This is a genomic window from Roseovarius sp. A46, assembly GCF_004126395.1.
GTDB lineage: Bacteria > Pseudomonadota > Alphaproteobacteria > Rhodobacterales > Rhodobacteraceae > Roseovarius > Roseovarius nitratireducens.
Genome location: NZ_PVWS01000004.1, coordinates 135,794 through 148,966, shown reverse-complemented (window position 1 = coordinate 148,966; position 13,173 = coordinate 135,794). Strand labels below are relative to the sequence as shown.

Here is a 13,173-nt window from a genome sequence, read left to right as displayed (position 1 = left end):
GAATTGGCCTGTCCACCAACCGAGCGGCCGAAGCAGCCCGAAAGCCGCTGGAAACAAGCTGCCTGATGCCCGGCATGGCCCTCACATCGGCGCGTCGGCGCAGCAGAAGGCGTTGTTCAGACTTTCCTTAGGCAGCGAAATGAGGCAATTGAAGAAATCCGTCGGCTGCAACCCGAAAAAGACCCAGATTGGTTAAGTCTTCCAGACGCGGCGGCTTTCTATCGTGATGAATTGGGCACCACCGCTCTCGAGGAAGACCGCGCAGAATATGATGTTTGGGGCGCAGAGTGCGGCAGCGAAACGCCATATGCGATGTTTTTTGCCAGCTTGTTGCGTCGAGGCGTAAACCTCGGCGTGCTCAAGGCAAGAGGCAAGCCAAACAATGGGAGCGCCATTGTAAACCTTGATCGGCCCATTTATTTTGTGGAAAATGCTGACGATATTGACTCGGTAATTCGAGGCAGCGATCACCGTATCTACGAGAGCATTGAGGTGAGCAGAGACTCCATCAGGAATTTTGTAAAGGTGCTGGAAGATGAGCAGATGGAATCTCAAAAAAGCCCGGAAGACGGGGAAGATTGAAGACTTCATCAAGGAGCACGAGGCCGACCCGGAGGGCGACCTCGATAAGCTAGATGAGACTATCAAGCGTCCGGCTCGGGAAAAGACGAAAGCAACTCGTCCAGCATCGTCTGAGGGCGAGAGCGACGATTGAAGCGATACTCGAACTCTTTCACGTAGCTCTCCAAGTGTTTGCGCGATACGCTCGTGTGCGTGCCCGCAATCGACTTTTTCAGGTGGTTGAAAAAGCTCTCGATCTGGTTGGTGCTGGTGCCGTCCAGCTTGGCATACTCGCCTTTGCCGTGGTTTACCGTCTTGTGCGTGTATTCCGCAGGATTGAACTTCTTCTGATAAGTCCGCAGTTCGTCAGTATGAATTTCCGATCCCTGCTTCACGTTCTGCATGATCCGAGGGATCAGCGACAAGTGGGTTTGATCCGGCACTACTTTGAGCATGGCATCACCGCCGCGCTCGACCATGCCCATGACAACAGTCTTGCGGTCGCGCCAATCCATGCCTTTTGTCTTGCCGCCCACATAGGTCTCATCGACCTCTACGATCTTCCCGGCACCGCCAAGGGGCGCTTCGCCGTCCACATCGGCCATGTGCTTGCGGATGCGCGCGGCCATGCGCCATGCGGTTTTGTAAGTAACTCCAAGCTGGCGCTGTAGCTCTTTGCCGCTCACGCCATGCTTGGATGTGGTGAACAGGAAAACCGCATAGAACCAAAGCTGCAAAGGGGTGCGGCTTTTTTCAAAGATCGTATCGACCATCGGGTGAATGTGGTGGCCGCACCACTGGCACGAATAGGCTTGCTCGGATTGCAGGCGATACCACTTGGCAGCGCGCTCACACTTGGGGCAGGCATGGCCTTGGCCAAACCGCACATCAAAAAGGTGCTCTAAACACGCGTCGTCATTCGGAAACTTCTGGAAGAACTGGCGAACGTTTGTCGGTTTCATGGTCGTATCCCTCTGCTAATACACAGATGGGAATCCAGTTACCGTATGTCAAGGGGATACACCCCAATAACATCACGCCAGAATGACCAACACAACCTACCGACAGCTTAGCCCGTTCCGATTTCAATTGGAAATCATGTATTTGAACGACGAAGTTCAGATGCACGCGAGCCCTCGACAGATCGCGCGCCCCGGGGTTATCTAGATGCATTGAGGAGATTTCCGCATGGCTTCCATCCTGATCCTGAACGGCCCCAATCTCAACCTGCTGGGCAAGCGGCAGCCCGAGGTCTATGGCCACGAGACGCTTGGCGATATCGAGGCGATGTGCCGCGCGCATGCCGAGGCGCTGGGGCTCGCGCTCGATTTCGCGCAGAGCAACCACGAGGGTGCCCTCATTGATGCCATCCACGCGGCGCGCGGACAGCATGACGGGATCATCCTCAACGCCGGCGCCTATACACATACCTCCATCGCGCTGATGGACGCGATCAGTTCGGCGGAGGTGCCGACCATCGAGCTGCACCTGTCGAACGTCCATGCGCGCGAGTCGTTTCGCCACCGCTCTTACATCGCACGGGTGGCGCTCGGCGTGATTTGCGGGTTTGGCGCGCAGGGCTATGTTCTGGCCATCGACGCGCTGCGCGCGCATCTGGAGCGTCGTGGATGATCGAGTCGGCAGTCCTGAACCGGCTGCTGGACGCGACCACGATGGAAGAGCTGTGGAACATCCACACCCGGACGATGGGCGAATACGGCTTTGACCGGCTGCTCTATGGCTGCACGCAACACCGCACCGCGCATTCGCTGGGCAGCCCCGACGATTTCATCGTGCTGACGAACCACGATTCCGATTATGCCGAGACGTTTGTCAACGAGGGGCTGTATTTCCACGCGCCGATGGTGCGCTGGTCGCTGGAGAATGACGGCGCGTGCTCGTGGTCGGTGCTCGATACACGCGCGGCGGCGGATGATTTCACCCCCGAGGAACGCGCAGTGATCGCCTTCAACCGGCGGCACGGGGTGACGGCGGGCTACTCGATCAGCTTTCGCTCGCTACGTCCGCGAATGAAGGCGGCGATCGCGCTGACCGCGCGACCGGGGATGACGCAGGCCGAGGTGGATGCGTGTTGGCGACGCGATGGCGAGGCGATTCTCGCGCTCAACAACGTGGTGCATCGCTGCGTCATGTCCCTGCCCTACGAATCGCCGCGCCGCCCGCTCACCGACCGGCAGCGCGAGGTGCTGGAGTGGGTCGGCGACGGCAAGACGGTGCAGGACATCGCGGTGCTGATGGGGCTGACACCCGCCACGGTGGAAAAACACTTGAGGCTGGCGCGTCGCGCATTGTCGGTAGAGACGACGGCGCAGGCGATCCTCAAGGCGGCTTTCCAGAACCAGATATTCATCCTCGCCCGAGGGTGATTCAGAAGACCTTGGGGCATCAATGGCTTCGCTGCCCGGTAAGGAATCCCTTACTTTCCTTGCGCAGCGTAAAGTTGCACAAGAGATGTGTTCCGTGAGTGATGGCCTTTTTTGGCTTGGAACATCGGAAGGCGGCGCTAGCCCCAAGCGTTTCTGGGGGACCGTTTTCTTCCGGCATTGCCGGATTTCGGCTGTTGGCACCCATTTCGGTGTCGGCAGTCGAATTCGGTTTGACCCTCGTTCATCCCCAATTGCGATCGGTCATAGCGGTGCGTCTTCGGGCGCACCGCCGCCTTTCTGATCGCGTGTCCCGAAACGAAAAGACCCCCGGAAACCGGGGGCCTCTCGATGCGTCCTGATCGGGGTAGGATCAGCCCTGTGCGGCCTTGGCCACCTCGGCGGCGAAATCTTCCTGCTTCTTCTCGATCCCCTCGCCCACCTCGAGGCGGACGAAACCGGTGATCGCGGTGCCGGCCTCCTTGGCGGCGGCCTCGACCGTAAGATCGGGGTTCATCACGAAGGCCTGGCCCATGAGCGTGGCCTCGGCGATGAATTTCTTCATCCGGCCCACGATCATCTTTTCGATCACGGCCTCGGGCTTGCCCGATTCACGGGCGATATCGATCTGGACCGCGCGCTCCTTTTCGACAATGGCCGGGTCGAGCGCGGCCTCGTCGAGGGCTGCGGGGTTGGACGCGGCGATGTGCATTGCCACCTGCCGGGCAAAGCCCTCGTCGCCGTCGAATGCCACGAGAACGCCGATCTTGCCCATGCCTTCGCGCGCGGCGTTGTGGACGTAGGAGACCACGCCCTTGCCCTCGACGCGGGCCATGCGGCGCAGCGACATGTTTTCGCCGATGGTGGCGATCTTGTCGGTCAGCGTGTCGGCCACGGTCTTGCCGCCGATCTCGGCGGCGGCGAGCGCGTCCACGTCGGCCACGTCAAGCGCGGCCCCGGCGATGGCGCCCACCATGTCCTGGAACTCGGCGTTCTTGGCGACGAAATCGGTTTCGGCATTGACCTCGACCGCGACACCGCGGCCGCCGTCAACGCTCAGCGCCACGAGGCCCTCGGCGGCGGTGCGACCGGATTTCTTGGCGGCCTTGGACAGGCCCTTGGTGCGCAGCCAGTCGGTTGCGGCCTCCATGTCGCCGCCCGTCTCGGTCAGCGCCTTCTTTGCGTCCATCATACCTGCGCCCGTGCTGTCGCGCAGTTCCTTCACCATTGCAGCAGTGATCGCCATCTCTCGGCTCTCCTCAAAATATCAGCGGGTGTTCCCGGGGCGCGAGGGATAGCCCTGCCCCGGTGACGGTTTCGTGACGGCTCAGGCGTCGGTGCTCTCGGTCGCCTCGGCGATGACCTCTTCGACCGGCGCCTCTTCGAGCGCACCCACGTCGACGCCCGCGGCCCCAAGCTGTGCCGACATCCCGTCGAGCGCGGCGCGGCTGACCAGATCGCAATAGAGCGCGATGGCGCGCGCGGCGTCGTCATTGCCGGGGATGATATAGTCGATCCCGTCGGGCGAGCAGTTGGTATCGACGACGGCCACGACCGGGATGCCGAGCTTGTTGGCCTCGGCCACGGCGAGCGCCTCTTTCTTGACGTCGATCACAAACAGGAGGTCGGGCACGCCGCCCATCTCGCGGATGCCGCCGAGGCTCGACTGAAGCTTGGTCTGGTCGCGCTCGATGCCGAGACGCTCCTTCTTGGTGAGGCCCTCGCCACCGGCCTCGAGAATCTCGTCGATCTCGCGCAGGCGCTGGATGGATTTCGACACGGTCTGCCAGTTGGTCAGCGTGCCGCCGAGCCAGCGGTGGTTCATGTAGTACTGCGCGCATTTTTCGGCCGCGTCGGCGATCGGCTGGCTGGCCTGCCGCTTGGTACCGACGAACAGCACGCGGCCGTTCTTGGCCACGGTCTCGCGGATGACGTTGAGCGCCGCGTCGAGCATCGGCACGGTCTGCGTCAGGTCGATGATGTGGATGCCGTTGCGCGCGCCGTAGATGAACTCGCCCATGCGGGGGTTCCAGCGCTGCGTCTGGTGGCCAAAGTGAACGCCGGCTTCGAGAAGCTGACGCAGATTGAACTCGGGAAGAGCCATTATCGTATCCTTTTCCGGTTTGCGCCTCGGCACGGGGAGAGAAGCGGATACTTCAACCGGTGGACCGTCGGGGATGTCTCCCCCTGGCGGCCCGCCCATGCCTGCGGGATTATCAGTGGCGCGCGTATAGCCCCGGTGACGGACGGGCGCAACCCCTCGCGGCCGCCCCCGGCGTGGGGCGGCGCTCCGGCCCCGTGATTTTGCCCCATTGTGGCCCACGGCCAACATGCCTAGATACGTGCGTGGCCGCCGCATGGATCCGAGATGAACACGCCTTTCGACGAATTGCCACCCGAGCCGAAGAAACCGAGGCGCCTTGTGGGGTTGCGGGCGAGTTTTCTGACCGGGATCGTGGTGATCGCGCCGGTCGCGCTGACGCTGTGGCTCATCTGGACGGTGGCGGGATGGGTCGATGGCATGGTGCTGCCGCTTATCCCCGCAGGCTATCAGCCCGAGCAGTATATCGGCGTCAACCTGCGCGGCGTCGGCGTGATCATCTTCCTGATCTTCACCATCGTCGTGGGGTGGATCGCCAAGGGGCTGATCGGCCGCTCGATGATCGGTTTTGCCGAATCGCTGGTGAACCGGATGCCGGTGGTGCGCTCGATCTACTCGGGGGTGAAGCAGATCGCCGAGACGGTGTTCGCGCAATCCGATCGCAGCTTTGAGAAGGCGTGCCTGGTGCAGTATCCGCGCAAGGATATCTGGGCCATCGGCTTCATCTCGACCGAGGCGCGTGGCGAGGTGAACGCCAAGGCCGAAACCGGAAGCAACCTTCTGAGCGTGTTCGTGCCGACGACGCCCAACCCGACGTCGGGGTTCTTGCTGTTCTTTCCGCGCGAGGACGTGATCGAGCTGGATATGAGCATCGAGGACGCCGCCAAGCTGGTGATTTCGGCGGGGCTGGTCTATCCGCCCGAGCACAAGCCCGAACCCGCGGGCAAGCCCCGCAAGCGCGCCTGACCACCGTGCCCTTTAGCGTTCCGGTCAGGCCAGTCGCGCCTGCCGGGCCTCGCGCAGCCGCGCGAAATCGTCGCCCGCGTGATAGCTCGACCGGGTGAGCGGCGTGGCCGACACCATCAGGAACCCCTTGCCATAGGCGGCCTTTTCATAGGCGGCGAATTCGTCGGGCGGCACGAAACGGGCGACCGCGTGGTGCTTGGGCGTGGGTTGCAGGTATTGGCCGATGGTCAGGAAATCGACATCCGCCGCGCGCATGTCGTCCATCACCTGGTGCACCGACTGGCGATCCTCGCCGAGGCCCACCATGATGCCCGACTTGGTGAACATCGACGGGTCGAGCTCCTTGACCCGCTGCAACAGCCGCAGGGAGTGAAAGTAGCGCGCGCCGGGGCGCACCGCCGGATATAGGCCGGGAACCGTCTCGAGGTTGTGGTTGAACACGTCCGGCTTCGCCGCGACCACGGTTTCCAGAACGCTCGCGTCGCAATGCAGGAAATCGGGTGTCAGGATCTCGATCGTGGTGCCGGGCGCACGGTGGCGGATGGCGCGAATGGTCTGGGCGAAATGCTCGGCCCCGCCATCGTCGAGATCGTCGCGGTCCACGGAGGTGACGACGACGTGGTTGAGCCCGAGCTTCTGCACGGCATCGGCGACGCGCCCCGGCTCGAACGCATCGAGCGATTGCGGCTTGCCGGTGGCCACGTTGCAGAAGGTGCAGCCACGGGTGCAGATTTCGCCCATGATCATCATGGTGGCGTGCCCCTGCCCCCAGCATTCGCCGGCATTGGGGCAGCCCGCCTCTTCGCAGACGGTCACCAGCTTGTGCTCGCGCATGATTCGCTGGGTTTCGAAATAGCCCTTGGAACTCGGGGCCTTGACCCGGATCCAGTCGGGCTTGCGCGGTTGGGCACTGTCGGGGCGGCGCGCCTTCTCGGGGTGGCGCTGCCCGGGTATCTTGAGATCGCGCACGATATAATCCCCGCGAATGATTTGGTAACTTGGGGGGAGTATAGGTGAGAGGGATGGCGAGTTCCAGTGGCGCATCGCCGCGTGCCGGTATGCGCCGGGGTCAACGGTGCCATCGCGTGGTAACGAGTGGTTTGGTGTTTAGCGGCCCGTGCCCCAATCGGCGCGGGCCGTCGCCAGCAGGCTTTCGCCCGCCGCGCGCAATACCTGCGCAAGGTCGTCGAACCATTGTGCATTTTCCGCGCCCCGGCGTCGCACCAGCGCCACACGCCGCGCGGGCTCTGGCGAATCGAACCGGCGCAGCACCAGCCCCGGCGCAGCGCGCGCCTCGGTGGGGGCGGCGATCTCGGGCATGAGCGTCAGGCCGAACCCCGCCGCCACCAGCCGCGACAGCGTGCCCAGCGACGAGGCGCCGGTGTCGATCTGGGCGTGCCCCCTGCCCCGCCCGCAGACCTCGAGCGCCTGGTCGGTCAGGCAATGCCCGTCCTCCAGCAGCAACAGCGGGCTGGTGCCCAGCGCCGTTGGGTTGGGCACCGTCTCTCCGAGCGCGGCCAGCCGCGCAGCGCTGCCCGCCAGCAGGAAGCGATCCTCGAACAGGCCGGTGGATTCGAGATCGTTGCCGGGCAGCGGCAAGGCCATCAGCGCCGCGTCGATTCGCCCTGTGCGCAGGTCCGAGGCCAGGGTCTCGGTGCGGGCCTCGCGCACCCGGACGTCGAGCGCGATGTCGCGCGTGCGCAGCGACGCCAGCACGCCGGGGAGGATATAGGGCGCGATGGTCGGGATGACGCCCAGCGCCAGCTCGCCCGACAGCCCGTCATGCCAGCGCGCGGCCTCCGAGAGCGCCTGCATCTCCTCCAGCACGCGCCCGGCGTGGTGCAGGACGCGCCGTCCAAACGGGGTGAGCGACACGTCACGGGCGCGCCGCTCGGCGACCCGCGCGCCGAGTGCGGCCTCCAACTCGCGGATCTGCACCGAGAGCGCGGGCTGCGAGACGTTCATCTCGGACGCCGCGCGCCCGAAATTGCGATGCTCGGCGAGGGCGCGGAAATAGCGAATCTGGCGCAGCGTTATACTCATGCGTGTATAATCGGGCCTTCCCGGCGCGGGTGCAAGGGCGATCAGCCGATGAGGCTCGCGTCCCTGCCCAGCCGCTCATAATGGCGCTTGAGCCGGTGCAGCGCGATGCGCAGCACGATCTTGGCCGACCGCGCCGACCAGCCCATCTTCTTCTCGGCGGCCTCCAGCCCCTCGAGATAGCAGCAGCAACGCAGCGCCACGTCGCCCAGCCCGGGGCCGAGCTCGCGCAGCGCGCCGATGAGGCGCGCGCGCGCCGCCTCGGCACCGAAGCCTGGCGCGTCGGGAGGCGCGGGCGGCTCGCCCGCATGGCTGAGGAAGTGATCCCAGTTCTGCGCGGTGCGCGGGGCCATCTGTGCCAGTTCGAAATCCTCGCGCAGGCGTTCTCCTGCGTTGACCAGATCGGGGTCGAGAAACCGCTTGCCGTCCTTGTCGCGCCGTCGCGCCAGCGCCGCGAGCGGCGTGTCGCCATGGGCAAAGCGCATCTGCCGCGCGCCCGTAGCGGGATCGCCGCCCGCATCCGCCCCGTCGAGTACCGTCGCCTCGCACAGGCCAGAGGCGGCGTTTTCCTCCTCGGCAAGCAGTTCCCCGAGCGTGGCGCGGCCCCTTGCAGTGACGTGGTAGCGCGAGATGCGGCCGGGATTGTCGCAGGCGATCCAGTCCTTGAGCGCCAGCGCCTCGGCCACCTCGCGATCGACCACGGCGGTGCGGGTGGGCTGGCCTGTGCCGGTGTCGCGCACCACCACGGCCTTGTCCATCTCCGAGGCCACGGCGAGCCGCGCGCCGGTTTCGCAAAGCCGACGCAGCACGCGCCGTGCCTCGCGCCTGAGCCGCGCCTCGCTGAGGGTCGTGCTGTCGTCTTCGGTCGGGCTGTGGTGGGTGGCGGTCATGCGGGCCTCCAAGGTTGGGGAACCGGCTTTCCTTGCATGACCGACGATGCAGCCTAGCCGCCGCAACGCATCGTCCACCAGCAGGTCGTCGCGCCGCGTCTCGAACGCCCGGATCTGGCGCAGCACGGTCGAGGCATGCCGCCCCGACCGCCGCGCCAGCGCCCGGATGGACGCGCCGCTCTCGATATGCGCAAGGTAGTGGACCGCGGCCTCGGGCACCCAGGAGGGCACCCTTGGCAAGGTGGGTTTTGTCATAAGCTGCTCTTGCATCGCGGTTCCCCGATTTACGGCCTGAGGACGGTCCCGGGCACCGGGACAATTTGTCCACAGGCTTATCCACATGGTCAGATCAACTTAAACGTGCAAAGATTACCGGTTCGTTAACTGTTTCAAGAAATTAAACTTTCGTTGACAAACCATGAACAATGCCCGTGCCCGCCGCACGCTGCATCCGGCCTGCGCGCAACACCCCGTCCAACCGTGCCACGGTGACCGGACACGTTCGCGATAAGGGAGTTCGGGCCATGCAGGAAATTAATCGGAAGCTAGGCGCGCTGCGCCGCCCGCCGCTCTTGGTGCGCGCCGCGCGGCTGGGCGTGCCGGGCTACGTGCGGAGCACGGCGCTGCCGCGGCTGATCGGGCCGGGGCCGCTGCCAACGGCGCGCGAGGCGCTGGCCCGGCTGATCGAGATCGAGCGCGCGCAGGATGCGGCGCGCCGGGGCGGCGCGGTGACGTACCGCGCCGCGCATCACGTGGCGGTGCTCATCGCGGTGATGGGCGAGGCGCGACTGCTGGACCGCGAAGCTCAGGAAAACGCGTCGGGCATCGATTCCTTGCGCCTGGCCACGTAATCGGAGAGCGCCTCGTTGATGGCCGGGTCAAGCGCGGGCTGCTGGTAGTCGGTGAGCAGCTTCTTGACCCGCGCGTTGGCGAGCGCCATCGTGTCGCGCCCGCCCTCGTCGATCCACGTCTCGTAAGGCTTGTAATCGAGCAGGTCAGAGCGCCAGAACGCCGTCTTGAAATTGGCCTGGGTATGCGCGCAACCGAGATAGTGGCCGCCCGGCCCCACCTCGCGGATCGCGTCCATTGCCTGGCCGTTCTCGTCCATGTAGACGCCTTTGGCGAGATGGTGCAGCACGCCGAGCTGGTCGGCGTCCATCACGAATTTCTCGAACGAGGCAACCAGCCCGCCCTCCATCCAGCCACAGGAATGCAGCATGAAATTGACACCCGACAGCAGCCCCATGTTGAGGCTGTTGGCGGTCTCGTAGGCGGCCTGCGCATCGGGCAGCTTGGAGCCGGTGAACGAGCCCGCCGAGCGGTATGGCAGCCGCAGCCGCCGCGCGAGCTGGCCCATGCCATAGGTGATGTGGGCGGCCTCGGGCGTCCCGAACGTGGGCGCGCCGCTGTTCATGTCGATGGAGGTGACAAAGGCCCCCGCGATCACCGGCGCGCCGGGGCGGATGAGCTGGGAATAGGCGATGCCGGCGAGTACCTCGGCCAGCACCTGCGTCAGCGTGCCCGCGACCGTGGTCGGCGCCATCGCGCCACCGACGATGAACGGCGAGATGATGCAGGCCTGGTTGTTCGAGGCGTAGACTTCGAGCGAGCCCATCATCACGTCGTCGAAGGTCATCGGCGAGTTGACGTTGATGAGGTTGGTCATCACCGTGTTGTCGCGCACGAAGTCCTCGCCGAAGAGCAGCCCTGCCATATCGACGCTGTCCTGCGCGCGGCTGGGCTCGGTGACCGAGCCCATGAAGGGCTTGTCCGACAGGATCATGTGCGCGTGGAGCATGTCCAGATGGCGCTTGTTCACGGGGACGTCGGTGGGCTCGCACACCGTGCCGCCGGAATGGTGCAGCCATTTGGACATGTAGCCCAGCCGCACGAAGTTGCGGAAATCCTCGAGCGTGGCATAGCGGCGGCCATGCTCCATGTCATGCACGAAGGGCGGGCCGTAGATCGGCGCGAGCACGAGGTTGCGCCCGCCGATCTCGACAGAGCGGGCGGGATTGCGCGCGTGCTGAGAGAATTGCGAGGGCGCGGTGGCGATCAATTGACGCGCCAGCCCGCGGGGCAGGCGCACCCGCTCGCCCTGAACGTCGGCGCCCGCCTGCCGCCAACGCTCTAGCGCGACGGGGTTCTGCACGAAATTGACGCCGATCTCCTCGAGCACGGTCTCGGCGTTGTGCTCGATGATCTCGAGCGCCTCTTCGGAGAGAATCTCGAAATTGGGAATGTTGCGCTCGATATACCGCGCCGTCTCGACGCTCACGGCGGTGCGCTCTGCGCGGCGCGCGGCCCCGCCACCGCCCCGTGCCCGCCTGCTGCGCGCTGATGCTTCTGCCATGAGTGCCCCCTTTGTGTTCGAGCCTGTCCACGCAAACCGTCCAGCCCGCGTTCCAGCGGGTATTTGTGCGTTTTTAACTTGTTGCCTGACGTGTCCGGAGGCGTATAGCGGCGCGTTGGGGGGAAAAGCGACATCGTTGCCGGGCTGAGCCACCGCCGGCACGATGACATCCTCTTGCGCAGACATGGCGCGCGTTCTACTAGGCTGGCCATGAGCCAGCCCATGCACGACCGCCTTCTCATCATCGACTTCGGCAGCCAGGTGACGCAGCTTATCGCGCGCCGCCTGCGCGAATTGAACGTCTATAGCGAAATCCACCCCTACCAGAACGTGACCGAGGCGCTGCTCGCAGAGATCGCGCCGCGCGCGGTGATTTTTTCCGGCGGACCCGATAGCGTCACGCGCACAGGCAGCCCGCGCCCGCCGCAGGCCGTCTATGATCTGGGCGTGCCGATTCTTGGCATCTGCTATGGCCAGCAGGTGATGATGCAGGACCTCGGCGGGCGCGTCGAGGCGGGCGAGCACGCAACCGCCGAGTTCGGGCGCGCCTGGGTCACGCCATCGGGGCTGCAAAGCGAGTTTCTCGACGGCTGGTTCGCGGACGGCACGCGCGAACAGGTCTGGATGAGCCACGGCGACCATGTCTCTGAAATCGCGCCCGGTTTCGAGGTTCTGGGCACCTCTCCCGGCGCGCCGTTTGCCATCACCGCCGACCGCGAGCGCCGCTATTACGCGGTGCAATTCCACCCCGAGGTGCACCACACGCCCAATGGTCGGCGGCTCTACGAGAATTTCGTGCGGCTGGCGGGCTTTGCCGGCGACTGGACGATGGGCGCCTACCGCGAGGAGGCGATTGCCAAGATCCGCGAGCAGGTGGGCGACCGCAAGGTGATCTGCGGGCTGTCCGGCGGGGTCGACAGCTCGGTCGCGGCGATGCTGCTGCACGAGGCGATCGGCGATCAACTGACCTGCGTGTTCGTGGATCACGGGCTATTGCGCCTCAACGAGGCCGAGGAAGTGGTCTCGATGTTTCGCGACCATTACAACATCCCGCTCATCCATGCCAACGAGTCAGAGCTTTTTCTGGGTGAACTTGACGGCGTAAGCGACCCGGAGACAAAGAGAAAGATCATCGGTCGGCTGTTCATCGACGTGTTCCAGAAATACGCGGGCGAGATTGACGGCGCGGAGTTCCTGGCCCAAGGCACGCTCTACCCCGACGTGATCGAAAGCGTCAGCTTCTCGGGCGGGCCATCGGTCACGATCAAGAGCCACCACAACGTCGGCGGCCTGCCCGAGAAGATGGGGCTGAAACTGGTCGAGCCGCTGCGCGAGTTGTTCAAGGACGAGGTGCGCGCGCTGGGCCGCGAACTGGGCCTGCCGGACCATTTCATCGGTCGTCACCCCTTTCCCGGCCCCGGCCTTGCCATCCGCTGCCCCGGCGAGATCACCCGCGAGAAGCTGGAAATCCTGCGCAAGGCCGATGCCGTCTATATCGACCAGATTCGCAAGCACGGGCTCTATGACGAGATATGGCAGGCGTTCGTCGCCATCCTGCCGGTGCGCACCGTCGGCGTGATGGGCGACGGGCGGACCTATGATTTCGCCTGCGCGCTGCGCGCGGTGACGAGCGTGGATGGCATGACGGCGGATTACTACCCGTTCTCCCACGACTTCCTCGGCGAGACCGCGACGCGCATCATCAACGAGGTCAAGGGCATCAACCGCGTCACCTATGACGTGACCTCGAAGCCGCCGGGGACCATCGAGTGGGAATGACGGCCCATTAGCCCGGGCGCGCGACAGGAATTCTCAAACGACGTCCGACCTTGTATGTTGTTTATCCTGAAGCCACGGGGGTGCGAACATGGAGCTGAT

The 13,173-nt window shown here is 64.7% G+C and carries 14 protein-coding genes; 7 read left to right on the top strand and 7 right to left on the bottom strand.

What is annotated here, in order from left to right:
- Positions 1–196, top strand: a 196-nt coding sequence (locus C6W92_RS17835) for a hypothetical protein (RefSeq protein ID WP_206735496.1), incomplete at its 5' end; no start/stop codon positions are given.
- A gap of 35 nt (positions 197–231) precedes the next feature.
- Positions 232–582, top strand: a complete 351-nt coding sequence (locus tag C6W92_RS04025) for a hypothetical protein (protein ID WP_129431761.1) — start codon at positions 232–234, stop codon at positions 580–582.
- Between the two features lie 62 nt (positions 583–644).
- Here C6W92_RS04025 and C6W92_RS04020 read toward each other — a convergent pair whose 3' ends face one another.
- On the bottom strand, positions 645–1,523 hold the full coding sequence (locus C6W92_RS04020; protein WP_129431760.1) for an IS1595 family transposase: 879 nt from the start codon (positions 1,521–1,523) through the stop codon (positions 645–647).
- A gap of 226 nt (positions 1,524–1,749) precedes the next feature.
- Between C6W92_RS04020 and aroQ the strand changes: the two genes are divergently transcribed.
- Complete coding sequence (gene aroQ / locus C6W92_RS04015; RefSeq protein WP_129431759.1) at positions 1,750–2,193, top strand: type II 3-dehydroquinate dehydratase; 444 nt, start codon at positions 1,750–1,752, stop codon at positions 2,191–2,193.
- Entirely contained in the window at positions 2,190–2,948 is a 759-nt protein-coding gene (locus C6W92_RS04010) for a LuxR family transcriptional regulator (RefSeq protein WP_129431758.1), read from the top strand. The genes aroQ and C6W92_RS04010 overlap by 4 nt, the downstream gene beginning before the upstream one ends.
- 370 nt (positions 2,949–3,318) lie before the next feature.
- Here C6W92_RS04010 and tsf read toward each other — a convergent pair whose 3' ends face one another.
- Together tsf and rpsB are read right to left on the bottom strand one after the other, a co-directional pair.
- Positions 3,319–4,191, bottom strand: coding sequence for a translation elongation factor Ts (gene tsf / locus C6W92_RS04005; protein WP_129431757.1), 873 nt, complete (start codon positions 4,189–4,191; stop codon positions 3,319–3,321).
- Positions 4,192–4,272: 81 nt separating this feature from the next.
- A complete protein-coding gene (gene rpsB, locus C6W92_RS04000; protein WP_129431756.1) occupies positions 4,273–5,049 on the bottom strand; it encodes a 30S ribosomal protein S2 in 777 nt (258 codons plus the stop codon).
- Between the two features lie 264 nt (positions 5,050–5,313).
- On the opposite strand from rpsB, the gene C6W92_RS03995 reads away from it, so the two are divergent.
- Positions 5,314–6,012, top strand: coding sequence for a DUF502 domain-containing protein (locus C6W92_RS03995; RefSeq protein ID WP_129431755.1), 699 nt, complete (start codon positions 5,314–5,316; stop codon positions 6,010–6,012).
- A 24-nt stretch (positions 6,013–6,036) separates the two neighbouring features.
- Here the strand turns inward: C6W92_RS03995 and lipA are convergent, their stop codons facing one another.
- The 3 genes from lipA to C6W92_RS03980 form a co-directional block, all read right to left on the bottom strand.
- Entirely contained in the window at positions 6,037–6,981 is a 945-nt protein-coding gene (lipA, locus tag C6W92_RS03990) for a lipoyl synthase (RefSeq protein WP_129431754.1), read from the bottom strand.
- 138 nt (positions 6,982–7,119) lie between these two features.
- Positions 7,120–8,055, bottom strand: coding sequence for a hydrogen peroxide-inducible genes activator (locus C6W92_RS03985; RefSeq protein WP_129431753.1), 936 nt, complete (start codon positions 8,053–8,055; stop codon positions 7,120–7,122).
- Positions 8,056–8,096: 41 nt separating this feature from the next.
- Positions 8,097–9,197 carry a DUF6456 domain-containing protein gene (locus tag C6W92_RS03980; RefSeq protein ID WP_129431752.1) on the bottom strand — a complete coding sequence of 367 codons (1,101 nt, stop codon included), beginning with the start codon at positions 9,195–9,197 and terminating at the stop codon, positions 8,097–8,099.
- A gap of 269 nt (positions 9,198–9,466) precedes the next feature.
- Here C6W92_RS03980 and C6W92_RS03975 point away from each other — a divergent pair, with 269 nt between their 5' ends.
- A complete protein-coding gene (locus tag C6W92_RS03975) occupies positions 9,467–9,793 on the top strand; it encodes a DUF6477 family protein (protein WP_129431751.1) in 327 nt (108 codons plus the stop codon).
- Here the strand turns inward: C6W92_RS03975 and C6W92_RS03970 are convergent.
- Positions 9,748–11,295: a trimethylamine methyltransferase family protein gene (locus C6W92_RS03970; RefSeq protein WP_129431750.1), complete on the bottom strand. Its 1,548-nt coding sequence runs from the start codon at positions 11,293–11,295 to the stop codon at positions 9,748–9,750. The genes C6W92_RS03975 and C6W92_RS03970 overlap by 46 nt on opposite strands.
- Positions 11,296–11,505: 210 nt before the next feature.
- Between C6W92_RS03970 and guaA the strand changes: the two genes are divergently transcribed.
- The gene (guaA, locus tag C6W92_RS03965) at positions 11,506–13,074 is read left to right on the top strand and encodes a glutamine-hydrolyzing GMP synthase (protein ID WP_129431749.1); all 1,569 of its coding nucleotides are present in this window, start codon (positions 11,506–11,508) and stop codon (positions 13,072–13,074) included.
- Positions 13,075–13,173 lie beyond the last annotated feature (99 nt).